This is a genomic window from Micromonospora sp. CNZ322, from assembly GCF_007827755.1.
Map to the genome: position 1 here is coordinate 513,541 of NZ_VITD01000001.1, position 24,199 is coordinate 537,739.

Annotated in this window: 21 protein-coding genes; 6 read left to right on the forward strand and 15 right to left on the reverse strand. The window is 72.0% G+C overall.

Annotated features, from left to right (window positions below; all coding sequences use genetic code 11):
* Nucleotides 1–52: 52 nt before the first annotated feature.
* The 8 genes from FB453_RS02435 to FB453_RS02470 all read right to left on the reverse strand — a co-directional run bounded on the left by FB453_RS02435 (nucleotide 53) and on the right by FB453_RS02470 (nucleotide 9,406).
* Nucleotides 53–1,438, reverse strand: coding sequence for a phosphomannomutase/phosphoglucomutase (locus FB453_RS02435; RefSeq protein ID WP_112582400.1), 1,386 nt, complete (start codon nucleotides 1,436–1,438; stop codon nucleotides 53–55).
* Nucleotides 1,439–1,507: 69 nt separating this feature from the next.
* Nucleotides 1,508–2,566, reverse strand: a complete 1,059-nt coding sequence (locus FB453_RS02440) for a hypothetical protein (RefSeq protein ID WP_186718012.1) — start codon at nucleotides 2,564–2,566, stop codon at nucleotides 1,508–1,510.
* 150 nt (nucleotides 2,567–2,716) lie between these two features.
* Nucleotides 2,717–3,436 (reverse strand): endonuclease V, encoded by a 720-nt coding sequence (gene nfi, locus FB453_RS02445; protein WP_486480134.1) that lies wholly within the window; start codon nucleotides 3,434–3,436, stop codon nucleotides 2,717–2,719.
* A 56-nt stretch (nucleotides 3,437–3,492) separates the two neighbouring features.
* Nucleotides 3,493–3,741 (reverse strand): hypothetical protein, encoded by a 249-nt coding sequence (locus FB453_RS02450; RefSeq protein WP_145787180.1) that lies wholly within the window; start codon nucleotides 3,739–3,741, stop codon nucleotides 3,493–3,495.
* 63 nt (nucleotides 3,742–3,804) lie between these two features.
* Nucleotides 3,805–4,239, reverse strand: coding sequence for a pseudouridine synthase family protein (locus FB453_RS02455; protein ID WP_145787182.1), 435 nt, complete (start codon nucleotides 4,237–4,239; stop codon nucleotides 3,805–3,807).
* On the reverse strand, nucleotides 4,239–8,639 hold the full coding sequence (locus FB453_RS02460; RefSeq protein ID WP_145787184.1) for a toxin glutamine deamidase domain-containing protein: 4,401 nt from the start codon (nucleotides 8,637–8,639) through the stop codon (nucleotides 4,239–4,241). The genes FB453_RS02455 and FB453_RS02460 overlap by 1 nt, the downstream gene beginning before the upstream one ends.
* Before the next feature lie 15 nt (nucleotides 8,640–8,654).
* On the reverse strand, nucleotides 8,655–8,987 hold the full coding sequence (locus FB453_RS02465; protein ID WP_145787186.1) for a hypothetical protein: 333 nt from the start codon (nucleotides 8,985–8,987) through the stop codon (nucleotides 8,655–8,657).
* Nucleotides 8,984–9,406 (reverse strand): YbaB/EbfC family nucleoid-associated protein, encoded by a 423-nt coding sequence (locus FB453_RS02470; protein WP_145787188.1) that lies wholly within the window; start codon nucleotides 9,404–9,406, stop codon nucleotides 8,984–8,986. The genes FB453_RS02465 and FB453_RS02470 overlap by 4 nt, the downstream gene beginning before the upstream one ends.
* A 78-nt stretch (nucleotides 9,407–9,484) precedes the next feature.
* On the opposite strand from FB453_RS02470, the gene FB453_RS02475 reads away from it, so the two are divergent.
* A complete protein-coding gene (locus tag FB453_RS02475; protein ID WP_145787190.1) occupies nucleotides 9,485–10,726 on the forward strand; it encodes an SUKH-3 domain-containing protein in 1,242 nt (413 codons plus the stop codon).
* A gap of 18 nt (nucleotides 10,727–10,744) precedes the next feature.
* Here FB453_RS02475 and FB453_RS02480 read toward each other — a convergent pair whose 3' ends face one another.
* Nucleotides 10,745–12,184 (reverse strand): aldehyde dehydrogenase family protein, encoded by a 1,440-nt coding sequence (locus tag FB453_RS02480; RefSeq protein WP_145787192.1) that lies wholly within the window; start codon nucleotides 12,182–12,184, stop codon nucleotides 10,745–10,747.
* Between the two features lie 142 nt (nucleotides 12,185–12,326).
* Between FB453_RS02480 and FB453_RS02485 the strand changes: the two genes are divergently transcribed.
* Complete coding sequence (locus tag FB453_RS02485; protein ID WP_145787194.1) at nucleotides 12,327–13,763, forward strand: gamma-aminobutyraldehyde dehydrogenase; 1,437 nt, start codon at nucleotides 12,327–12,329, stop codon at nucleotides 13,761–13,763.
* 3 nt (nucleotides 13,764–13,766) lie between these two features.
* Entirely contained in the window at nucleotides 13,767–15,047 is a 1,281-nt protein-coding gene (gene gabT, locus FB453_RS02490) for a 4-aminobutyrate--2-oxoglutarate transaminase (protein ID WP_145787196.1), read from the forward strand.
* A 56-nt stretch (nucleotides 15,048–15,103) separates the two neighbouring features.
* On the opposite strand, the gene FB453_RS02495 is transcribed toward gabT, so the two are convergent.
* The 6 genes from FB453_RS02495 to FB453_RS02520 all read right to left on the reverse strand — a co-directional run bounded on the left by FB453_RS02495 (nucleotide 15,104) and on the right by FB453_RS02520 (nucleotide 20,447).
* Entirely contained in the window at nucleotides 15,104–15,778 is a 675-nt protein-coding gene (locus FB453_RS02495) for an RlpA-like double-psi beta-barrel domain-containing protein (protein WP_112622053.1), read from the reverse strand.
* A gap of 57 nt (nucleotides 15,779–15,835) precedes the next feature.
* Nucleotides 15,836–16,513 carry a M15 family metallopeptidase gene (locus tag FB453_RS02500; protein WP_145787198.1) on the reverse strand — a complete coding sequence of 226 codons (678 nt, stop codon included), beginning with the start codon at nucleotides 16,511–16,513 and terminating at the stop codon, nucleotides 15,836–15,838.
* Nucleotides 16,510–17,640 (reverse strand): D-alanine--D-alanine ligase family protein, encoded by a 1,131-nt coding sequence (locus tag FB453_RS02505; RefSeq protein WP_145787200.1) that lies wholly within the window; start codon nucleotides 17,638–17,640, stop codon nucleotides 16,510–16,512. The genes FB453_RS02500 and FB453_RS02505 overlap by 4 nt, the downstream gene beginning before the upstream one ends.
* Nucleotides 17,637–18,647: a pyridoxal-phosphate dependent enzyme gene (locus FB453_RS02510; RefSeq protein WP_145787202.1), complete on the reverse strand. Its 1,011-nt coding sequence runs from the start codon at nucleotides 18,645–18,647 to the stop codon at nucleotides 17,637–17,639. Before FB453_RS02510 ends, FB453_RS02505 begins: the two co-directional genes overlap by 4 nt.
* A 73-nt stretch (nucleotides 18,648–18,720) precedes the next feature.
* Nucleotides 18,721–19,785, reverse strand: coding sequence for a sensor histidine kinase (locus tag FB453_RS02515; protein WP_486480135.1), 1,065 nt, complete (start codon nucleotides 19,783–19,785; stop codon nucleotides 18,721–18,723).
* Nucleotides 19,782–20,447, reverse strand: a complete 666-nt coding sequence (locus tag FB453_RS02520; protein ID WP_091394074.1) for a response regulator transcription factor — start codon at nucleotides 20,445–20,447, stop codon at nucleotides 19,782–19,784. The genes FB453_RS02515 and FB453_RS02520 overlap by 4 nt, the downstream gene beginning before the upstream one ends.
* Nucleotides 20,448–20,686: 239 nt before the next feature.
* On the opposite strand from FB453_RS02520, the gene FB453_RS02525 reads away from it, so the two are divergent.
* The 3 genes from FB453_RS02525 to FB453_RS02535 are packed head-to-tail and all read left to right on the forward strand — an operon-like array spanning nucleotide 20,687 to nucleotide 23,862.
* The gene (locus tag FB453_RS02525; RefSeq protein WP_145787204.1) at nucleotides 20,687–21,964 is read left to right on the forward strand and encodes a GAF domain-containing protein; all 1,278 of its coding nucleotides are present in this window, start codon (nucleotides 20,687–20,689) and stop codon (nucleotides 21,962–21,964) included.
* Nucleotides 21,965–22,012: 48 nt separating this feature from the next.
* Nucleotides 22,013–23,518: an aldehyde dehydrogenase gene (gene adh / locus FB453_RS02530; protein ID WP_112698504.1), complete on the forward strand. Its 1,506-nt coding sequence runs from the start codon at nucleotides 22,013–22,015 to the stop codon at nucleotides 23,516–23,518.
* Nucleotides 23,518–23,862, forward strand: coding sequence for a DUF779 domain-containing protein (locus FB453_RS02535; RefSeq protein ID WP_486480136.1), 345 nt, complete (start codon nucleotides 23,518–23,520; stop codon nucleotides 23,860–23,862). The genes adh and FB453_RS02535 overlap by 1 nt, the downstream gene beginning before the upstream one ends.
* The last annotated feature ends 337 nt before the right edge of the window (nucleotides 23,863–24,199 follow it).

The following is a 24,199-nucleotide window of genomic DNA, read 5'->3' on the forward strand; positions in this document are numbered from 1 at the left end:
CCTTCCACGTGTACGGCTTGACCGACGGCGGTGCCGACCGGCGCAGGCGATCTTATCGGCGAACGCGGTCGAGCACGTCGTCCCGGAGCGAGACCATCCGATCCCGGGTGGGCGCCTCGACGTTGAGTCGCAGCAGCGGCTCGGTGTTGGAGGCGCGCAGGTTGAACCAGGCGCCGTCGGGGAAACGCAGGGTGAGCCCGTCCATCTCGTCGGCCACCGCGTCGGGGTACGCGGCGCGCACCTCGGCCACCGCTGCCGCCTGGTCGGTCACCGTTGAGTTGATCTCGCCGGAGGCGATGTAGCGCTCGTACTCACCAGCCAACACGGACAGCGGCAGCGACTGCTCGCCCAGCGCGGCCAACGTGTGCATCGCCGCGAGCATCCCGGTGTCGGCGAACCAGAAGTCCCGGAAGTAGTAGTGCGCGGAGTGCTCGCCGCCGAAGACGGCGTTGGTGCGGGCCATCTCCGCCTTGATGAAGGAGTGCCCGACCCGGGCGACGACCGGCTGCCCACCGTGCTCCCGGATGATCTCCGCGACGGCGCTGGAGGTGATCAGGCCGTGGATCACCGTGGAACCCGGGTGCTTGGCCAGCTCACGGGCGGCGACGAGTGCGGTGATCGCCGACGGTGAGACCGGCTCGCCGCGCTCGTCCACCACGAAGCACCGGTCGGCGTCACCGTCGAAGGCCAACCCGATGTCGGCCCCGTGCTCGACCACCGCGCGCTGGAGGTCGACCAGGTTCGCCGGGTCAAGCGGGTTGGCCTCGTGGTTGGGGAAGCTGCCGTCCAACTCGAAGTAGAGGGGCACGATCTCCAGCGGCAGCGGCGACAGGGCCGCGTCGCCCAGCACTGTCGGAACGGTGAAGCCACCCATGCCGTTGCCGGCGTCGACAACCACCTTCAACGGCCGGATGCCCGAGAGGTCGACCAGCTTGCGCAGGTAGCCGGCGTAGTCGGGGAGCAGGTCGCGCCGCTCGGCGGGCCGGGTCGGCGCACCGGCGGGACGAGCGTCGCCCGAGTCCAGGAGGGCCTGGGCCCGCTCCCGGATCTCGGCCAGGCCGCTCTCCTGCCCGATCGGGCGGGCACCGGAGCGGCACATCTTGATGCCGTTGTACTGCGCGGGGTTGTGGCTGGCGGTGAACATCGCACCGGGCAGGTCGAGCGAGCCGGACGCGTAGTAGAGCAGGTCGGTGGAGGCGAGGCCGATCTCGATCACCGAGCGGCCCTCGGCGCGTACGCCGGCGGCGAACGCGGCGGCCAGGCCGGGCGAGGTGGCCCGCATGTCGTACCCGACGACGACGGCGTCGCCCGGCTCGTCGGTGGAGTTGAGCAGTTGGGTGAAGGCGGCGCCCAGTGCCTCGGCGACCCGTTCGTCCCACTGGTCCGGCACCGTCCCGCGGACGTCGTACGCCTTCACAATCTGGGACAGATCAGACACGTGTTCCACTCCTTGGCCGCGGGTTAGACACCGATCCTGAGCCTAACGGAGGGCCGGGCCGTACTCCGCTCAGCCGGGGAGGCGGGGAATGAACACGGTGTGGCCGCCGCCGTCGGTGGGCGGGTCACCGGGCTTCGGGCGACCGTCGGGCCGGCCCGGCATCGGCTGGGTGGCCTCCGGCGCCGGGGTGTCCGGCCGGGCACCGTAAACCCCGCCGGTGGCGGGACGCGGTGACGGCACCGCACCACCCCAGGCGGCGGCCGGCGGCTGCTGGCCGTACACCTGACCGGGGCGACCGGGCGCGGCCGGCAACCCACCCCCCGCGCGGTAGGTGGTGCCGCCGGGGTTGCCCGGCAGGGTGCCGGGAGCGTCGTCGGACGGCTTCCGGTCCTGCCGCGAGCGACGGAACAGCAGCACGATGAGCAGCAGTCCGACCGCCACCAGCACAATGCCGAAGTACATCACCGGTGATCCTCCGGACGACTCGGCGGCCGTCGCTGTGGTGTTCGGCGCCGCGGAAACCCCACCCTGCGCCGCCGGGTTCACCGCCTCATCGACGGTCGCGACCTCGGTCGGGCTCGGAGTCGGCGTCGGCTTCTTCGACCGCGACGGAGTCGGCGACGGAGTGACCCGCCCTCCGGTCAGCCGCGCCGCGTCGGTGGCGTGACCCAGCGTCTGGCCGGCGGCGCTGATGCCCGCGCCGGTGACCACGAGACGGCCGCCCGGGGAACCCGCCGCGAACGCCACCCGGTACCGCACCGTGATGCCCTTGCCCTTGCACAGCGTCGGCTTCAAGGGTGACGTCTGCGCGGTCGACACGGTGCCGGCACCGCCGGTGACGGCCACCGGGAACCAGCGCCCGCCCGCGTTGACCTCGACCGTCACCTGGTTCGGCTGGAGACCCTCCAGGCTGAAGCCCAGCGCGGTACGCAGCAGGACGCACCCGTCGGTGCGCTTGCGCACAGCGACGTTCACCCCCTGCGCGGAACCACCGGCGGCGAAGCTACTGGCCGCGCCCACCCGGACCGAGTCCTGATCGGCCAGCGCCGGTGACGCACCGAGCATCACCAGGCCGCCCGCAAGACCGCAGACCGCCGCGAGCCGTGCCACGCGTCGACGCACTGTCATGATTACCTCGCCGTTCTCCCCGGGTGGGGTCCGCGGGTCAGGCTACTACCGGCCCACCTGTACCACCGGTCATAGAGCGCCCCGCATGTGTGCGGCGTTACGGTTTACGGCTCCTCCCGCCGACCTCCTGATGGCGGGTTGACCAGCCAATCAGCGGGCCTGCTCCGCCTCCGCGAGGGCGTCACGGCACAGCCGGTCGGCGGTGCGGGTGGTCTCCGGCAGCCGGTAGCGCGGAGTCAACGCGAGCACCTGCGCGGTCGCGTTCTCCAAGCTCACCCGATGGCCGACGCTGACGAAGACCGGCTTCACCCCGTCGCGGGTCCGCAGCACCCGACCGACGACCTCATCACCGTCGCGCAACGACGACCAGGAACCCCGCTCGGCGGACGGCGGATCCCACACCCCGACCAGTGGCGTCTTCGCCACCCCGATCGCGGGCAACCCGGTGACCACCCCCAGGTGGCAGGCGAGCCCGAATCGGCGCGGATGGGCCAGCCCGTGCCCGTCGCAGACCAACAGGTCCGGGATGGTGGTCAGCCGGTCGAGCGCAGCGAGCAACGCGGGCAACTCACGGAAGGCGAACAACCCCGGCACATAGTCGAACGCGGGTCGCCCCACACCGACAGCGGAGTCCACCACCGCCAGGGTCCGGGCGTCCAGGACCGTCACGGCCGCCGCCAGCAGGTCACCACCCTCGGCGTACGCGACGTCCAGGCCGGCCACCGTCGCGGGCGCGCTCGGCCCCGGCCCGACCAGGTCCACCAGCGGCCGCAACTCCTCCTGTACGGCCACCGCCTCGGCAACACTGCCCGGCCCGGTCGTCCCCGCGCCCGCCGCGTCCGGCGCTGGCGATGATCCACTCGGCTTCACGGAAGTCGGGCTATCCCACGGCCCTGGATGCCCCGACTTCAATGAACCCGAGTCGATCACCCTCGGCCCGGGGCGTCGGCACCGTCCCCGGCGGCCCTACCGTCCGGGCCACCCCGAGCGGGGTCACCGTCGGCCCGGCCCCTGATCGCACCCAGCCCGAGCGCGAAGGCAATGCCGAGGGCGACACCGAAGGCCACGCCACCCTTCGCACCGAACACGGGAATGCCGACCGCCAGACCGATCAGGATGCCGACCGGCCAGGCCCAGACGGTGGACCTGACGCTCTGCGTACCGGATTTCGCCATGCGTCGATCTTATTCGGCCCCGCCACCGACCCGTCCCTCCGTCTGTCCATCCGCGGAGCATGCCTACTGCACTCTCGCTATGTCCGGGTCCGCGCCAGGATCACCGGCCGCGCGAAGCTGCTCCTCGAACATGACGAACGTCCGCTGCCGAATCCCACGAATGAGCGCCTGCTCCTTGGGCGTCAGGTGACGATCTTCGGCCTTCGCCACGTCCCTGACCGCCTGCACCGTCTCGTAGAGAGCGAAGATCGGACCTTCGCCCTCGAGATAGTGAGCCCGGAAGCGCTCCACCTCCTGCACGAAGTCCTCAGGAGAGCGTCGGAAGATATCGCCCCCAACACCGAGGGTGATCTCCGTGAAAATGTCGTTCTTCTCGTGCCAGCCGCCTGTATCGATGGACACACGCCAGACCTTGGCACCTCCATCCAGGGTTTCCACGATCTTGACCGGGGACTGGTAATAGAGGTAATAGGAGGGAAGCAATAGACCCTCGGCCATCAGGCATTCCCCTCGAAAGTTGACTGCAAAGCCTGCCAGAAGAGCTGCTGCTCGCGGCGGCGGATGCCCGCCGTGATCGTTCGTTCGCTCGCCGTCAAGGCTCGACCATCCGCCTCGGCAAGGGCCTCCACGTCGCGGCGCACCTCATAGAGCACATGCTCCCAAACCGCGACCGCATCCAAGGCGGCCAGGTGCAGCCGGAACTCTGCAAGATGACCATTCCTCATCTGCAGCACGAGTTGCACGTCTCGGTAGCCGCTGTCCCTGGGCGAGATGAAGCGATCGTCACGACCCACGATGACGACGTCAGGGTGGTCGCGTATCCGCCCGAGTGCCGCGTAGAGGTCGTCGAGGTTGCGGAATTCGACCTTCGCGGCGGCCAGGTCGAGCAGCTTGGACGCATCGCCCTGGTGTTTGGTCACCTTGTCCTCGGCTCGACGGCGATCCTTGGGCTGCTCACGCCAGCCAGGCTCACCGACCCGACGATCACCGACAAGGGCCAGGGACGTCGCCAACTGATTCAGCTCCGCCTGGGCAACAACTGCTGCTGCGTAGAGATCGTCGAGGTAATGCTGCCGATAGGAGGGGTCAGACTGACGGCGCTTCTCGAATCCCGGTTGGGCAGGTGGATCATCCGGAAGCCGAATACTCGCGCTCATCCGCCGCTGGTCGTCCGTGAGTGGCGTTGGTTGCGGTTGATCCACATCGTTACCGGTCCCGATTGTCTGTCCCAACACGCCGGGCCCCGCTGCCTGCTGTTGGGCGACGTCCTCCAGCACCTCGGCGAGGACGTCGATGGCCTGTTGATGGCTGGCCAGGTGATACAGGGTCAGCGGACGGGCCGTCAGCGACTTCGCGAGTTCAGGAGTGGACTGGATCATGCGGGCCACGTCCGGATGCTGCACCAACTGCCGCACCAGCCGCTCGGCCAGGTCCGGCTCGTTAGGGGGCGGCTCTCGCCGGGCGCTGTCGAGCATGTCCCGGACCCGGTCGTCGGCGAACAGTCGCACGAGGTCACGTGCCGACGCTTCGTCCAGGTCCGGCACCAGCCGACGAAGGGTGGGCGGGTCGGCCGCCGTCGCGAACTCAACGGGAGTCACCCCTGCGGCGAAGACGTCGTCCACGCTGCTGGCCAACAGAACGGCACGGGAAGGACCGCCACCCGGTGTGGGCTGGTCGGGATCGGCGCTCGCTGGAACGTTGGCGTCGGCATCGGGGGCCGAGCCCGGGCCGTCGAGGAGCAGGTACATCCGGTTGATGTACGGGTCGCCGTGGCCGCCGTCGTCATGCGTCGGCGGGTGATCCGGCAGGTCGGGCCGTTCGCTGAACCGGCCCCGGGGTAGTCCGCCGAGCGGCATCGGTCGGCCGTCTCCGCTCAGCACCAGCGCGTCGATGCCGACCACGTTGGGGTAGAGCGGCCGGTCCCGGACCACGCCGTTCTGCGGGTCCACGTAGAGCACCGTGCCGTTCTGGTTGAGCGCCACCCAGGCGTGCGAACCACCGTGCGCCCACTCGGTGACCAGGAACGAGTAGCTGCCGTGGCCGCCCAGCAGCAGTTGGTCGTGCAGGTTGCGGTAGCCCCGGTCGGCGGCCTGCCGCGCCTGCGCGGAGTCCGTACGTTGACCGGACCCCGGGGCGAGGAGTTGCTGGAAGCGCCCGCCGGTCACGTCCTCCACCCGACCTGGGCCGCCTGCCTCGCCGCGGATGGGACGGCGGATGTCACCGTCGAGGTAGCCGTCGAAGGTTCGGGGCGCCGACACGCGGGGGCGCCCGTGCACCCACGTCTCGAACAGGGACAGCGTGCAGTCCAGGCAGTTGATGCCCCGGGTCGCGTCGGCCGCGGGACCGCCGTCGTTGAGCAGCCCGAACCAGCCGCCGTGGCGCGGGTCTGCGGTGCGGGTGACTGTGCCGTCTGGATCGCGGGGCATCTGTCGTTCGACGTCGACCTGGTGCAGGGCGAGCGGTGGCCGGAGTCCCCCGGGCTGCCCGTACGGCCGGGAGTCGTCGATCGGCGGCGGATCGTCGTCGCCGGTGAGCCTGGACGGGCCGGCAGTCTCCACCGCGCCGAGCGCGAGGGCACCCACGTCCCGGTTGGCGTGCTCGAATGTGGCGCTGATGTCCACGACCGGCGGGGCCGTGGCGCCGACCAGCACCGCGTCTGCCAGGTCACGCCATTCGGCGTACGCGCGAGCTTCCTCGTTCGCGACGCGCTGCCAGCCGTCGGCCCACTGCCGGTTGCCGGCCTGGTGCAGTTGTCGGGCGTAGGTGGCGTACTCGACGGCTCGGCGATCGTGCTCCACGGCACGGGTGCGCAGTCGGGCGGCCTCGGCCTGCCGGCGGTTGTTCTCGAACCCGATCCGCAGCGATTCGTAGTGGTCCTGGTAGCGCCGCCGCTCGGCGGCTTCCGCCGCTGCGGCCCACTGCGCCGCGTACGCGTCGTTGGTTTCGGGCTCGCGCACCGACGGGGCACCGAACGCGGCCACGTCGACGGGGATCGACGCCCTTCCCCGGGCGGGATGGTCGGGCGCTCGCACCGGTGCGGGCGTCTCCCGGGTCGGGACACGCGACGGCACGGCGAACCGACCCACCGCAGGTGGGGTGGAGGCGACCGGCAGCGGGCCGTTGGTGGTGGTCGGGACGCCGAAGGTGACCGGTGCCGCCGGGCCGGGGCTGATCGTCGGTGCGGAGGGTCCGGTCGTCGGAGACCAGGCGGTCGGTCCGGCGGTGGTGGCGTGCGGCGAGCTGCCGGGGTGGGCCGGCGGCACACCGGTGGCAGCCGGCCCGCTGCTCGATTCGAGAGGGCCGGCCACCGGCGCGGACGCCGACGAAAGCCTCGGATCAGCACCCACCGCTGACCGACTCGGATCAGCCACCGCCGAGGTGGCCGGGTCGGTGGTCGTCGCCGACATGGCCGGGTCGGTGGTCGTCGCCGAGAGCACGGGGTCGGCCGTGACCGGGTGCGGGACGCCCGCTCTGTCGCCGAACGACCCACCCGTCGACGGTGTCGCCTCGGAAGCGCCTACCGAGCGGTCCACCACGTCCACGTCGGACACCGCAGCGACCGGCATCGGCGACGCCGTGTGCACGTCGGGCGTGGCCGGAGACCCCAGCCCGGCTCCCCGTGACTGGTCGACAACCGGTGGCGTCGGCGCAGCCGACTGGTTCGGCGCCGTGGTGGCAACGGCCTCCGTCGTCTGCACCGGAATGCCGGCAGCCGTAACCAGACCACCCGAAGCCACACCACCGACAGCCCCCGCGGAAGCAGCGGCCGAGGCCGCAGCAGACGAGTCCCCGAGGGAAGGAGACGCCCCCGCAGAGGCCGCATCTCCCGTGACAGGCAGCACAGCCGGGAGGGAGGGACCCGTGAACGATGCTCCGGCGAGGGCGTTGGCCTGCGCGTCGAGCCGGGCGCGTAGCGCGTGGTCGGTCTGCCCGGTCGCCGAACCGGTGGCCCCGGACGCGGCGGCGCGCGCCACGTCCTCCATCGAGGTCAGGCCCTGACCGGTGGCCAAGCTCGCCGCGCTGTCGGCGAGCACCTCGCCGGTCATCTCCCGCCCCAGGTGCTCCCCGACCTTCGCCGCTCGCCCGGACGCGTGCCGGCCCAGGCCGGCCAGCGGCGCCACCGCCCCGCCGGCCAGCCCGCCGACCGCCGAAGCACCGAGATCGGTCAGGTCCAGGCCGTGTGCCCGCCCGGTGGAGTTCTGGTACGCCTGGGTGGCCAGGGTGACCCCGGCCTCCTCGGTGGCCTCCTCCAGCCCTCCCCGGGCGGCCCGCTTGGCGAGCCCGCGCGCACCACCTCGGGCGACCTCCTTGGCGGCCCGCTCGCCGGCCTCCTTGAGCCCGTGCTTGAGGGACTTGCTGGCCAGTTGGCCCATCAGCCGCTTGAAGATCTGTTGAACCAGCAGCCGCGTCGCGGTGATCGCCGCCCCGGCGGCCGGAGTTGCCGCACCGGCGGTCAACACCGCCGCCACCGCCACGGTGAGCAGCTCGATGACCAGGATGCCCAGCTCGATCCAGACTTCCAGCTTGGCGCCCTCGATGTCGCAACCGCACTCCTCGACCAGTCGGCCCAGGTCGGCCGTGACCGCGAGCAGCACGGGCAGCGGGGCGTCGGCGCCCTCGGCGATCCCCCGCCAGGCCGCCTCGAACGCCGCGTCGACAGCCCCGACGCCGCCGTACCCGTTGTGCACCTCGACGGCGGCCGCGGCGGCGTCGGCGTGCGGCCCGGCGAGCACGGAGGCGACCGCGTACCACTGGTCGGCGACGTCCCAGACGGCCCGCTCGTTGCCCTCCGGCCACTGCACGCCGACCACCCAGTCGAGGGCCTCGTAGATCCAGCCGGGCACGTCCCACGGCGCGTAGTCCAGGGGGTGCGGGATGGGGCTCGGCAGCACGCTCATCGGAATCGTCGGCCGTCAGCGCCGGTCGGCGGCCCGACCGACCCGGGCGGCGCTGGCCCCGTCGGTCTGCACGCTCGCGTCGACCGCCTCGACCACGTCGCTGCCCAGTTCGGTGAGCCGGTGCCCGACGCCGGCCCAGGCCCGCAGCACTGTCTGCTCGAACCCGCGGTAGTTGCGCTCGAAGGCGGCGCCGATGTCGTCGCGACCCCAGGGCCGGGCACCGCTGGCGGCCTCGATCGCGCCCCCCTCCGCCGCACGACGGGCCGTCACCGCCTCGCCGACGAGCGCCAGGTCGGCGCCGCCCCGGCGGGCCCGGGACGGATCAAGCCAGAGCTGCCCGTCGGTCACGGCTTCGCCTCACCTGTGCCGAGTACGGCGTCGGCCCGACCGAGCAGCGTGGAGTAATCACCGTTCTTGAGGAAGTCCGTCGCCCCGGAGCCGGCCGGCATGCTCTCGGCGACGAGGTCGCGAGTGGCGTCGGCGGCGGCGGTCGCGGCGGCCCGGATCGTTTCGGTGACCTTTCGGCCGAGCACGTCAGCGTCGCGGTCCCGGTAGATGGCCGGCGTCAGCTCGACCTCGATCAACTGGCCCTGCGCACCCACTGTCGCCGTCACCTGCCCGTCGGCCGACCGGCGGGTCACCCGCAGCGCGGCGAGTCGCGTCTGAAGGGTGTCCAAACCGGATCTGAGCTGCTGGTATTGCCCATAAACGTCGTCGAATCGGGCCCGTAGCTCGCGATTGACGCCCCGGTCCGCCTGTTCGTCCACCGCCGCCCTCCCGTCACCGTCGGTAGAGCGAGACAATACCGGCCGCCATCGATCCGTGTAGTCCGGTAGTTTCAATGTGTGATCGACCGTCAACAAGCCGAGCAGCTCGCGGCCACCTGGGCCCGCCGTGACTCGCAGCGTCTCGGCCACGAGTGCACCGCGATGGTCGACGAGTTCGACCTGGGGTGGGTCATCACGTCCGTCGTGCCCACCGAGGTGCGCACGGTGCCGGGTGACCTGCCGACGACAGTCATCGACAAGCAGACCGGCACGGTCACCACCTGGCCCCGGGTGCCGAGCACTGTGGTGGCGGAGCTGTACCGGCGTAGCCAGCCCGCGGGGCCGACAGCTCCCCGCACTCTCGACCCGTCGAGCCTGCTGGTCCGGGAAATCCATCGGGGTGCCACCCCGAACACCGCCGCGCACCTGACCATCGGCGGACGGATCTGGACGGCCCAGGGCACGAAGGCCGACGTGCCACTCAACCATCACCCGCTGGTCCGCGACTATCTCGACCAGTTGCCGCCCGGCGAGCTGGTTCGCGGCGGGGAGGCGCACGCCGAGCTGATCGTGGTCTCCGACGTCCTGCACGAGTACGACCACCGCCGCGCCGCCGAGGGCATCGCGCCGATGGGGCGGGCCGAGGCAGCGGCGCTGCTGGAGGGCGCCCGCTTCGAGATCTTCCGAATCCGTGAGCCGGGCGATCCCGCTGGTGGGCCCGCCGAGCGGCCCTGCGACTCGTGCATCGCCTTCCTGGTGCGGGCGAACGTCCTGCCGGAGTCGGCTCGCGCCTACACCGAGACCTGGAACGCGCCGGAGGCGCCCGACCCCGATCCTGGGCGGTTCCCGGCGGAGGTCGCGAACGCGCTGGTCGCGGCCGGTTGGCGGCCACACATCGGGGATCAGATCATGGCGGCCGCCGCCGTACGGGACGTCACGTCGGTGCCGGGGCGCAACCATCGGCACGAGGTCTTTCCCGCCGCCGTGGAGGCGCTCACCGCGTTCCCCAGCCTGGTCGGTGCGCGGCGCGGCCGGGGCGAGCAGGTGTGGGTCTCCCGTTTCGACATCCGCCCGCACACCATCGCGCACACCGCCGACACCCTCGCGGACTTCGGCGCGGTGCTCGGCGTACGCCTCTTTCCGATCGGCACCGAGCAGCAGGACAGCATCCTGGCGGTGGACGAGCGTGGCCGGGTCTTCGCGCTCGACCAGGCCGGCGAGTGGTTCCTCGGCGACACCATCGACGCCGCGCTGACCACCCTGCTGCTCGGCCGCGCGCCCGCCCGGGTTCGCGACGACGGCACCTGGCAGGCCGACTAGCCCGGCAGCGTTGCCGGCCTAGAGCGCGAGGCCGGTCAGCACCATGACCCGGGGCTCGGTGTAGTCGTCCATCGCGCTGCGCAGACCCTCCCGGCCCACGCCGCTGCCCTTCACCCCGCCGTAGGGCATCTGGTCGGCGCGGTACGACGGCACGTCGCCGACGATCACCCCGCCCACCTCCAGCGCGCGGGCGGCGGCGAAGGCCACGTCCAGGCGTCGGGTGAAGACGCCGGCCTGCAAGCCGTACGCCGAGTCGTTGACCGCTGTGAACGCGGCCTGGTCGTCGGCGACCGGGGCGACCACCAGCACCGGCCCGAACACCTCCTCGGCCACGACCTTGGCGTTCGCCGGCACGCCGGTGAGCACTGTCGGGGGGTAGGTCGCGCCGTCGCGGAGGCCACCCACCTCGACGGTGCCGCCTGCGGCGACGGCCTCGGCCACCCACGTCTCGACCCGGCGGGCCGCGTCCTCGGACACCATCGGCCCGACGTCGGTCAGCTCGGACGTGGGGTCTCCGGTCCGCAGCCCTCGCACCGCCGCCACCAGCCGGGGCAGGAAGTCGGCGTGCAGGGCGTGGTGCACGTACACCCGCTGGACGGCGATGCACGACTGGCCGGCCTGGTAGTTGGCGAACGTCGCGATGCGCTGCGCGGCGAAGTCCAGGTCCTCGTCGGCGGTCCAGTCCGCGCAGAGCACCGCGGCAGCGTTGCCGCCCAACTCCAGCGTCACGTGCTTCTCCGGCGCGGCGCGGCGGATGGCCGCGCCGACCGGTCCGGAGCCGGTGAACGACACCACAGGCAGCCGGGGGTCGGCGACCAGCTCGGCGGCGCGGTCGTTGGGCAGCGGCAGCACCGAGAACATCCCGGCCGGGAGGTCGGTCTCGGCCAGCAACTCGCCGAGCAGCAGCGCGGTCAGTGGCGTCGCGGGCGCGGGCTTGACGATGATCGGCGCGCCGACGGCGATGGCCGGCGCCACCTTGTGGGCGACGAGGTTGAGCGGGAAGTTGAACGGCGTGATGCCCAGCACCGGCCCGCGCGGCACCCTGCGGACCAGGGCGATCCGCCCGTCGGCGGCCGGGTCGGTGTCGAGTCGTTGCAACTCGCCGGAGAAGCGGCGGGCCTCCTCGGCGGCCCAGCGGAAGGTCGACACCGCACGCCCGACCTCGGCGCGGGCCCACTTGAGCGGCTTGCCGTTCTCCGCGGTGATCAGGGCGGCGATCTCGCCCGCGCGCTCGGCGAGCCGCCGGGACACGTGGTCGAGGGCCGCCGCGCGGGCGTGCGCGGGCAGGGCCGCGGCCTGCGCGGCCACCCCGGCCGCCGCGGCGACGGCGGCGTCGACCTGGGCGGGCGTGGCGACTGTGGTACGCCCCACCGGGCGGCCGTCGTACGGGTGGTGGACGGTCAACTCACCCTCGCCGGTGGCGGGGCGGGAGGCGACGAAGAAGGCTGCGGGCTCCACGCCGAGCAGCGTAGCCGAGCGACCAGTCGACGGAAACAGTCGCGATAACCCTTGTCTGCCGCGAATTCAGTAGCGAAGATGGCAGAGAGATTGCGATAACCGCCGCAGAACCGCGCCCCCGGCCCCCTCGGAGTGATCCCTCATGAGCGACCAGCAGCAGCTGCGCAACTTCGTCAACGGCTCCTACGTCGACCCGTCCGATGGCGGTTACGCCGACCTGGTCGACCCCTGCACGGGTGAGGTCTTCGCCCAGGCCCCGGTCTCCGGCGCCGCCGACGTGGACGCGGCGATGAGCGCCGCCGCCACCGCGTTCGAGGGCTGGCGTGAAGTCACGCCCGCCGAGCGGCAGCGGGCACTGCTCAAGCTCGCCGACGCCGTGGAGGCGCGCGCCGCCGAGCTGGTCGACGCCGAGGTCCGCAACACCGGCAAGCCCCGCCAGCTCACCGCCGAGGAGGAGCTTCCCCCGGCGGTGGACCAGTTCCGGTTCTTCGCCGGTGCCGCCCGGATGTTGGAGGGACGGTCCGCCGGGGAGTACCTGGCCGGGCACACCTCCTATGTGCGGCGTGAGCCGATCGGCGTCTGCGCGCAGGTCACCCCCTGGAACTACCCGCTGATGATGGCGGTCTGGAAGATCGCCCCCGCGCTCGCCGCCGGCAACACGGTGGTGCTCAAGCCGTCGGACACCACGCCGGTGTCGACGCTGCTGCTCGCCGAGATCGCCGCCGAGTTCTTCCCACCGGGGGTGTTCAACGTGGTCTGCGGCGACCGGGACACCGGTCGTACCCTCGTGTCGCACCCGACCCCGCAGCTGGTGTCGATCACCGGCTCGACCCGCGCGGGCATGGAGGTAGCCGCCGCAGCGGCCCCCGACCTGAAGCGGACCCACCTGGAGTTGGGCGGCAAGGCCCCGGTGGTGATCTTCGACGACGCGGACGTGGCGGCGGCCGCCGAGGCCATCGCGCTGGGCGGCTACTTCAACGCCGGGCAGGACTGCACGGCTGCCACCAGGGTGCTCGCCGGCCCCGGCATCCACGACGACTTCGTGGCGGCGCTCGCCGAGCAGGCCCGCAACACGAAAACCGGCGCGCCGGACGACGCCGACGTGCTCTACGGCCCGCTGAACAACGCCAACCAGCTGACCCGGGTCAGTGGTTTCGTGGACCGCCTGCCGGACCACGCGGCGATCCAGACCGGCGGGTCCCGGCAGGGCGAACGCGGCTACTTCTACGCCCCGACGGTGGTCTCCGGGCTGCGTCAGGCCGACGAGATCATCCAGGACGAGGTGTTCGGGCCGGTCATCACCGTGCAGCGCTTCTCCGACGAGGACGAGGCGGTGCGCTGGGCCAACGGCGTCGACTACGGCCTGTCCGCGTCGGTCTGGACGCGCGACCACGGCCGGGCCATGCGGATGACCCGCCGACTGGACTTCGGCTGCGTCTGGGTCAACACGCACATCCCGTTCGTCTCCGAGATGCCGCACGGTGGCTTCAAGCACTCCGGGCACGGCAAGGACCTCTCAGTCTACAGCCTGGAGGACTACACCCGGATCAAGCACGTCATGCACAACCTGGGGAGCTGAGCCATGCCGTCGAGCGAGGAGCTGCACAAGCGGCGCGGCGGTGCGGTGGCTCGTGGTGTCGGCAGTGTGATCCTGTCCTACGTGGACCACGCGTCGGGCGGGACGATCACCGACGTGGACGGCCGGGAGTGGATCGACTTCGCCGCCGGCATCGCCGTGACCAGCGTGGGCAACTCGGCCCCCAAGGTGGTCGAGGCGGTCCGGGCGCAGGTGGAACGATTCACCCACACCTGCTTCATGGTCGCGCCCTACGAGTCGTACGTGGCGGTGTGCGAGCAGCTCAACGCGTTGACGCCCGGCGGGTTCGCGAAACGCTCGGCGTTGTTCAACTCCGGCGCGGAGGCGGTGGAGAACGCCGTCAAGGTCGCCCGGCACGCCACCGGGCGGCCGGCGGTAGTGGTGTTCGACCACGCGTACCACGGCCGGACCAACCTGACCATGGCGTTGACCGCGAAGAACATGCCGTACAAGCACCGGTTCGGGCCGTTCGCCGGGGAGATCTACCGGGTGCCGATGTCGTACCCGCTGCGCGATGGCGGGCTCTCCGGTGCGGAGGCGGCGGCCCGGGCCGTCGAGATGATCGAGAAGCAGGTCGGCGCGGAGAACGTCGCCGCGCTGCTCATCGAACCGATCCAGGGCGAGGGTGGCTTCGTCGTACCCGCGCCGGGTTTCCTGCCCGCGCTGCGAGCCTGGGCGACGGCGGCCGGGGTGGTCTTCGTCGCCGACGAGATCCAGACCGGTTTCTGCCGTACCGGTGACTGGTTCGCCTGTCAGCACGAGGGCGTCGAACCCGACCTGGTGACAGTGGCCAAGGGCATCGCCGGTGGCCTGCCGTTGGCTGCGGTGACCGGTCGGGCCGAGTTGATGGACGCGGTGCACGTGGGTGGGCTCGGCGGCACGTACGGCGGCAACCCGATCGCCTGCGCCGCCGCGCTGGCCACCATCGAGACCATGCACGAGCTGGACCTGGCCGGTGCGGCCCGACGGATCGAGTCGGTGCTGGTCCCCCGGCTCCGGGCCATCGCCGAGCGGGATCCCCGGGTCGCCGAGGTACGCGGCCGGGGGGCGATGCTCGCCGTGGAGCTGGTGCTGCCGGGCACCCTCACCCCCGACCCGGTCGCCACCGCGGCGATCTCGGCGGCCTGTCACGCCGCCGGCCTGCTCACCCTGACCTGCGGCACGTACGGCAACGTGCTGCGCTTCCTGCCCCCGCTGGTGATCTCCGACGGGCACCTCGGTCGGGGTGCCGACCTCCTCGACGCCGCCTTCGGCGGAGCAGGCTGAGCGGCGGAGCAGGCTGAGCGGTGGAGGGGCCCGGTGCGCGGGCCCCTCCGCCGACGTCAGCGAAGCACCTCGACAGTGTTGCGGCGCACCAGGTTCTTGCCCGGCTCGCGGATCTGCTCCATCGCGGCGGAGTTGAGCAGCACGCAACTGCCCGACGGGCCGGTCACCGTCACAGTGGTCGCCCGGTTGTTGTCCAGGTTGGTCACCCGCAGCCGGGTCCCGACCGGGAACTGCCCACTGGTCGCCGCCGGTCCGGCCGCCTCCTCGAAGAAGGTGATCGCCCCGGAGCACGCCGACCGGGGCGCCGGGCCGGGCGCGCCGGGAGAAGCGGCGCCGGGGCGGACGGTGCCGGGGGCCGGAGCGCCGGCGGGCGGGGCCGCGCCGTCGACGCGTTCCACCACGTTGCGGCGGATCACGTTCTTCCCCGGCTCGCGGACCAGCTCCATGGCCGCCGCGTTGAGCAGCACGCAACTGCCCGACGGGCCGGTCACCGTCACAGTGGCCGCCCGGTTGTTGTCCAGGTTCGTCACCCGCAGCCGGGTACCCACCGGAAACCGGTCGCTGGTCGCCGCCGGCGCCCCGCCCTCCGCGGAGAAGGTGACCGAGCCGGAGCAGACCGACGACCGTGCCGGGGCCGTGTCGGCGAACCCGAAGCTGGTCCCCACCGACACGCCCACCGCGGCGAGCACCGCCACGCTCGCTGCCAGCACGTGCCTGCGCTGCACCCTCATCGCCGTCACTCCCGTCCTCGGTGGTGTCCTTCACCCACCGGTACGGACCGGAGCGTCCTACCGTTCAGCCGGCACGGGTATCGATCGTGCGGCGGCCAGGTCCACCGGCCCGTAGCGGGTGCGCGGGGCCCCGGTGATCAGCGCCCAGTAACGGTCGCCGTACGACCAGTGCCACCACTCGGTCGGGTAGTTCACCATCCCCGCGCCGCCGAGGGCGTCCACCATGATCTGCCGGTGCCGACGGGCGGTGCCGCCGATCGCCGGCGCGTCGGTGAAGCAGGCGTCGGCGCTGTCCTCCGGGGTGGCGTCGATGGCCGTGCCCAGGTCCAGCTCCGCACCGTCGTCGGTGCAGAGCGTCAGGTCCACCGCGCCACCGGTGCTGTGCGGGGCCACCTCGACCGGTGAGACGAACTTCGTGGTCTCCCGGTGCAGCCGCTGCGGCGACCAGTCCGGGTGCCGTCGGCGCAACTCGTCGCGGTAGCCGGTGAAGATGGCCAGTTGCGCCTGGTACGGCCGGTAGCCCTCGACCACCAGCAGCCGCAGCCCACCGGGCAGGGCACGCTGCGCGGCCAGCAGGCGGTCCACGACACCGGCGCGCAACCGGGCGTACGCCCCGGCCGGGTCGGCGGCCCGGCCGTCGAGCCGCAGCTCCGACAGCTCACGCAGGTCCACGAACTCCTCGCCGTCGTCGGCGCTGGGCACCGCCGCCACCCGGGGGTCGGAGAGCAGGATCATCGGATGCTCCCCGCCGTGCTCGCGGACCGTTCCGCGTGCCGGAGCCGGGCCAGCTCGACGAGTCGGTCCACCACCTCCCGGTAGCCGACCCCGACGGCGGCCCACACCTTCGGGTACATCGAGTGCGCGGTGAAGCCGGGCATCGTGTTCAGCTCGTTGACGTACAGCTCACCGGCCGTCTCGTCGTAGAAGAAGTCGACCCGGGCCAGACCCCAACCGCCGATCGCGGCGAACGCGCGCAGCGACAGCTCGCGGACCCGCGCGGTCACCTCGTCCGGCAGCACGGCGGGGACGATCATCGGGTCGGCGTCGCCGAAGTACTTCTGCTGGTAGTCGAACCAGCCGCCGCTGACCTGCACCTCGCCCACCACCGACGCCTCGGGACGCCAGCCACCGAGCACCGCGCACTCCAGCTCCCGGCCGGCGACCCCCTGCTCGACCATGACGAGTTGGTCGTGGCGAAGCGCCTCCTCCACGGCGGCGGCCAGGTCGTCACCCTCGCCGACGCGGGATATGCCGATCGACGAACCCATGCTGGCCGGCTTGACGAAGAGTGGCCGGCTGAGCCCGGTCACCAACTTCTCCGGATCGTCGACCGCCCGGTAGGTGTGCGCGTCGAACGACACGTACGGGGTGACGGGGATGCCCTCGGCGCGCAGCGCCCGCTTCATCGCCACCTTGTTCATGCCGACCGCCGAGGCCAGGATGCCGCACCCGACGTACGGCACGTTCAAAGACTCCAGCAGCCCCTGCACCACACCGTCCTCGCCGTACGGGCCGTGCAGCACCGGGAAGACCACGTCCAGCTCGGCGTGCACAGCGCCGGGGGCGTTACCGGCGGACACCTGCACGACACCCGGACGCGGACCGGCCCGCAACTCGACGGCCGGCCCGGTCACCACCAACTGGTCGTCGATGGCCCGCTCGCCGGCCGGTCGGTCGCGCAACTCGGCCAGCAGCGCGTCGGGCATCAGCCGGAACCCGCCGCTGCGGGTGACGCCGATGGCGACAGTGCGGTAGCCGCCACCGGCGAGCGCCCGGGCCACCCCGAGCGCGGAGGCACAGGAGACCTCGTGCTCCGCCGACGGTCCACCGAACAGGATTCCGATCCGGACTGGCGCGCTCACGCCGCCGCCCCTTCCTGAGCCAGGTCGGCGGATCGCGGGGCCATCAACCGGGCCACCAGCGACTCCTCCACGTTTCCGCCGGTCAGCACCACGCCGACCGTCCGCTGCCGGTCCCTGTCCGGCGGAAGCCGGAGGGCGCCGGCCAGGCCCGCCGCCCCGGAGGGCTCGGCGAGCACCTTGAGCTCCGTCAGGATCAGCCGGAACGCCGCCGCGATCTCGCCGTCGTCGACCCGGACGACGCCGCGCAGCGTGCCCCGCACGATGGCGAACGGCAGCTCCCCCACGCAGGACGGCCGCAGCCCGTCCGCGATGGTGGGCGCCGGCGCGACCGGCACGCGTACACCTGCCGCCAGGCTGCGGGCGAGCGAGTCGCAGCCCACCGGCTCCACGCCGTACACCTCGATGTCGGAGCCGACGGCGGCCAGGCACGCGCCGGCCACCCCGCCACCACCACCCACCGGTACGACCAACGCGTCCAACGGCGTCCCCGCGCGCTCGGCGTCCTCGATCAGCTCCAGGCTCGCGGTGCCCTGCCCGGCGATCACGTCCGGGTGGTCGTACGCGTCGACGACTGGGTGACCGCTCTCGTCGCTGAGCCCGTTGGCCACCGCCACCCGCTCCTCGACGCCGGTGCCGGCGAACACCACCCGCGCTCCCGCCGCGCGCGCCCGGTCGACCTTCGTCGATGCCGCGTCGACCGGCAGCACCACTGTCACCGCGAGCCCGTGCTGCCGGGCCGCCAACGCCACCGCCACCGCGTGGTTGCCGGTGCTCTGCGCGATCACCCCGGTGTGGCCGGCCACCGCGAGGCGGCCGACCGCGCGCAGCGCGCCGCGCATCTTGTACGAGCCGCCGTGCTGGAGATTCTCCGCCTTGAGCAGGACCCGTGCCCCGGCAAGCTCGTCGATCACCGGGGAGCGCAGCACGGGGGTACGGACCACGCGGCCGGCAAGCCAGCGGCTGGCCTCCTCGACATCGGCCCGGAGCTGGCCAACGGTGCGTGTCATCGTCTCTCCTTTTCGGGCACACCAGAGGCGGGGTCCAGCGGTACGTGGACCCCGGTGAAGGTGGGTGGAAGTGTCAGTTCACTGTGGGTAGCTGGACGTCGACCCGTAGGCCGCCGTACTCGGCGGGCCGGGCCGCGATGATGCCGTCGTGGGCCTGGGTGATCGAGCGGGCGATGGCCAGGCCCAGGCCGGCCCCGCCGCCCTGTGAGGTCCGGTCCCGGGCGAGCCGGCGGAACGGCTCGAACAGACCGGCCACCGCCTCGGCCGGCACGGGCTGGCCGGTGTTGACCACTGACAGCGCGGGCACGCCGCTCACCACGACTGTCAGTGAGCCGCCCGGCCGGTTGTACTTGATCCCGTTCTCCACCAGGTTGGTGACCAGGCGTTCCAGCAGCACCCGTTCGCCGACGACGCCCCGGGGTACGAGATGGGTCTCCACTGTGACCCCGGCCTCCCGGGCCCGGTCCACGTAACCGGCCAGCACCGCCTCGACGATCGTGTCCAACCGCTGCGGTATCCGCGAACGGAGGCCCTGGTCGCTCTCACTGAGCGCGAGCAGGCCCTCGATCAGTCGTTCGTTGCGCTCGTTGGTCTCCAACAGCTGACTGGTCAACAGCTCCAACTGCTCGCCGGTGAGCGCCCTGGCCATGCCGACCTCGATGAGCGTCCGCTGCACGGCGAGGGGCGTCCGCAGCTCGTGCGAGGCGTTCGCTGCGAACCGCCGCTGCCCCTCATACCCGGCGGAGACGCGTTCCATCATCTCGTCGATCGCTCGGGACAGCCGGGCCAACTCGTCGCTGCCCCGAGGCCGGATCCGGTGACCGAGGTTCTGCGGGCCGAGGTGCCCGATCGGCCCGGCCAGGTCAGCGACCGGGCGCAGGCACCACACCGCGGCGAACCAGAGCCCCACCAGGACGGCCACTGTCACGAGCAGGACGGCCACCAGGGGCAGCATGAACGCCCCCGGCCGTACGTTGCGGCACACCGTCGACAACCCGGGCATGGGCACGTCACAGAACTGCTGCCCCCAGGTCCAGGTCACCCCCGACAGCCACTTGCCCATCGCCGGCAGTATCGGGCCGGCCAGCAGCGCCAACAGCCCCACCAGCAGCACCCGACGTCGGGGCGTCCAGCTCACGCCGTGCCGCCGATGCGGTAGCCGGCCTTCGGAACGGTGTGGATGATCGCGGGATCGCCGAGCTTCTTGCGCAGGGTCATCACGGTGACCCGTACGGCGTTGGTGAACGGATCGGCGAACTCGTCCCAGGCCTGCTCCAGCAACTCCTCTGCGCTGACCACCTGGCCGTCCGCGCGCAGCAGCACGTGCAGCACCGCGAACTCCTTGGGGCTCAACGCGAGGGGGCGGCCGTCCCGGGTGGCCAGGTGTCGGCCCACGTCCAGCGCCAGGCCGTCCTGGGCGAGCACCGGTGGCAGCGCCGGCGTGGACCGTCGCCCGAGGGCCTGCACCCGGGCCACCAGTTCGGCGAAGGCGAACGGCTTGGTCAGGTAGTCGTCCGCGCCGAGGCCGAGGCCCTCCACCCGGTCCCGGATGCCGGCCGCCGCCGTGAGCAGCAGCACCCGGGTGCCGACCTGTGAGTCGGCGATGCTGCGGCACACCTCGTCGCCGGTGTGTCCGGGCATGTCCCGGTCCAGCACCGCGACGTCGTACCGGTTCACCCCGACCCGTTCCAGCGCACCGTCACCGTCGTAGCAGACGTCGACAGCCATCGAGAGGCGGCGCAGCCCTTCGGCCACCGTGTCCGCCAACAACCGCTCGTCGTCCGCCACCAGCACCCGCACGTTTTTCCGCTCCCCCAGTTCGGCTTGCCCCGCATACCGTCGCAGGCCCGGGTTAAGGGTTCTGTAAGCACCCGCCGCAGCCATCCTCCACGCGGGTGTCCAGCGGGCAAACCACCGCAAGCCAGTCCCAGTCGACTTGGTGCCCGTCTCGCGTCATCTGGGTCGTTCGTCCCCGAAGGGCCCGGCGGTTGGCGTGCGGGGGTGAGCTGCGTCACGATGGGGGCCGAGGAGGTCGCCCGATGGCTGACCCGTGGCTCGCCCTGGAGTTCGGCGTCGATCCGGCGGAGCGGATCGCGCAGGTCGGTGCCGCCCACGAGGCCTTCCTGACCGCCGGTGCGGCGCCGCACCGGGTGCGGGAGGTGGTCCGCCGCTCCTGGGAGCGTTCGGCACGGCTCGACCCGGAGGCCACCCCGCCGGTCGACCTGGCCGACGACGTTCTGGCCGCGTACCGGGCGGTTCACCCGTTGGCCCGGGTCCTGCCGCTGTTCCGGGACCTGCTCGGCGGCATCGCGCAGGACGGCGCGCACCTGATGGCGGTCTGCGACGCACACGGGCGACTGCTCTGGGTCGAGGGACATCCGGGTGTGCTGCGGCACGCCGAGCGGATGAACTTCATGCCCGGCGCCCGTTGGGACGAGACGCACGCCGGCACCAATGCCCCCGGCACCGCGCTGGCCGTGGACCACAGCGTGCAGATCTTCGCCACGGAGCACTTCAGCCGCCCGGTCCAGCGGTGGACCTGCGCCGCCGCGCCGATCCACGACCCGGCCACCGGGCGGCTGCTCGGCGCGATCGACATCACCGGCGGGGACCATCTGGCGACCCCGCAGAGCCTGGCGCTGGTCCGGGCCACCGCCCGGGCCGCCGAGTCGCAGCTCGCCGCCGACCGACCACCGGAACCCGGCGTCGCCACGGTGACCGCGCTCGGCCGGGACGAGGCGGAGCTGCGGTTCGAGGGCCGACGGATCCGGCTGGGTCGACGGCACAGCGAACTGCTGGTGCTGCTGCTCCAGCACCCCGAGGGGCGCACCGGCGTTCAGCTCGGCCTCGACCTGTACGGCGACGACCGACTGCACCCGGTCACCCTGCGCGCCGAGCTGTCCCGGTTACGCCGGGTGCTCGGCCCAGAGCTGCTCGATTCCCGCCCGTACCGGCTACGCGGGACCGTCCGCGCCGACTTCACCACAGTCGCCGACCGGCTGGACCAGGGCGATCCGGCGGGCGCGCTCGACGCGTACCCCGGGTCGTTGCTGCCCGGCTCGGACGCGCCGGGGGTGGCGCGACTGCGCCGGCTGATCGACGGCCACCTCCGCGCGGCAGTGCTGGCCGCCGCGGACCCGGCGCTGCTCGCGGCCTGGACCGCGACGCCGGCCGGTGCCGACGACCTGGCCGCCTGGCAGGCCCTGGCACGGGCGCTGCCGGTGGGCGCACCGCGTCGGCCCCTCGCCCTCGCGCGCATCGACCAGCTCGCCGGGGAGTACGACCTACCGCGCGCAACGTGGCTGCAACGTCACTGAAACTACCGTCGCCGTCGGCACACCCGCACAACGACGGCGGAGGTAACCATGACGCGCTACGACGCGCCCACCCACTGGCAGTCCCGTTACGACCACTACATCGGCGGCGAGTACGTCAAGCCGCAGGGCGGCGCTTACTTCGAGAACCCGACGCCGGTCACCGGGCAGACCTTCACCGAGGTCGCCCGCGGCACCGCACCCGACGTGGAGAAGGCCCTCGACGCCGCCCATGGCGCCGCCGACGCCTGGGGCCGCACCTCGGTGGCCGAACGGGCGCTGATCCTCAACCGGATCGCCGACCGGATGCAGGAGAACCTGGAATCCCTGGCCATTGCCGAGAGCTGGGAGAACGGCAAGCCGGTCCGGGAGACACTGGCCGCCGACATCCCGCTCGCCATCGACCACTTCCGCTACTTCGCCGGGGCGATCCGGGCCCAGGAGGGCTCCCTGGGCGAACTCGACGACGACACAGTGGCGTACCACTTCCACGAGCCGCTCGGCGTGGTCGGGCAGATCATCCCGTGGAACTTCCCGATCCTGATGGCGACCTGGAAGCTCGCGCCCGCGCTCGCCGCCGGCAACGCCGTGGTGCTCAAACCGGCCGAGCAGACACCGGCGTCCATCCACTACTGGCTGTCGCTGGTGGCGGACCTGCTGCCGCCGGGAGTGCTGAACATCGTCAACGGTTTCGGCGTGGAGGCCGGCAAACCGCTGGCGTCCTCGGCCCGGGTCGCGAAGGTGGCCTTCACCGGCGAGACGACCACCGGGCGGCTGATCATGCAGTACGCCAGTGAGAACATCAAACCCGTCACGCTGGAGCTGGGGGGCAAGAGCCCGAACATCTTCTTCGACGACGTCAGCGCCGCATCCGACGACTTCCTGGACAAGGCCCTGGAAGGCTTCACCATGTTCGCGCTCAACCAGGGCGAGGTTTGCACCTGCCCGTCCCGGGCGCTGATCCAGCAGGGCCACTACAGCGACTTCCTGGCCGCGGGGGTCGCCCGCACCGAGCAGATCGTGCAGGGGCATCCCCTGGACACCGACACGATGATCGGGGCGCAGGCCTCCAACGACCAGTTGGAGAAGATCCTGTCCTATCTCGACATCGGCCGGAAAGAGGGCGCCAAGGTGCTGACCGGAGGGTCACGCGCGGATCTGGGCGGCGAGCTGTCGGGCGGGTACTACGTCGAGCCGACCATCTTCGAGGGCGACAACTCCATGCGGATCTTCCAGGAGGAGATCTTCGGGCCGGTCGTCTCGGTAACCTCCTTCGCCGACCTCGACGACGCCGTGAAGATCGCCAACGACACCCTTTACGGGCTGGGCGCGGGCGTGTGGAGTCGGGACATGAACACCGCGTACCGGGCCGGGCGGGCCATCCAGGCCGGGCGGGTGTGGACCAACTGCTACCACGCGTACCCGGCGCACGCCGCGTTCGGCGGGTACAAGCAGTCCGGCATCGGTCGGGAGAACCACAAGATGATGCTGGAGCACTACCAGCAGACCAAGAATCTCCTGGTCAGCTACTCCACCAAGAAGCTCGGCTTCTTCTGATGCCGGTCGTTTCCGTCACCCCCGCAGCGGCCGAGTTGATCCGGTCGCTGCGGGGGCGGCACGGCCCGCTGATGTTCCACCAGTCCGGCGGCTGCTGCGACGGCAGTGCCCCGATGTGCTTCCCGGCGGGCGAGTTCCGCACCGGCTCGTCCGACGTGCTGCTCGCCGCCCTCGCGGTCGACGGGGTGACCGAGCCGGTCGAGTTCTGGATGTCGAAGTCCCAGTGGGAGCTGTGGAAACACACCACGTTGACCGTCGACGTGGTGCCCGGCAGAGGCAGCGGCTTCTCTCTGGAGGCCCCCGAAGGCGTCCGCTTCCTCATCCGCTCCCACCTAGCCCCCTGAGCCCGGCGCCACAGATCCGGCGGCACCTACCCAGCCCCACCCCCGCCCCGCTCCGCCCGCCCTCCGCCCGCACTCCGCCCGCACTCCGCCCGCCCCGCCCTCCCGCCCCGCCGATCTTGCACTTTGCGTTGCCGCAATGCCCTTGATGAGTTATTTGTCGGGACGGAAAGTGCAAGATCGACGGGGGCGGGAGTGAGAGCGGAGCACAGCGCAGCGGGGCGCAGCGGGGCGCAGCGGGGCGCAGCGGGGCGCAGCGGGGCGCAGCGGGGCGAGCAGCACCCGCATCACACTTCGATCACTGCCCACCCTGTCGGGTTACCCACTTGGCGCGGGGAGG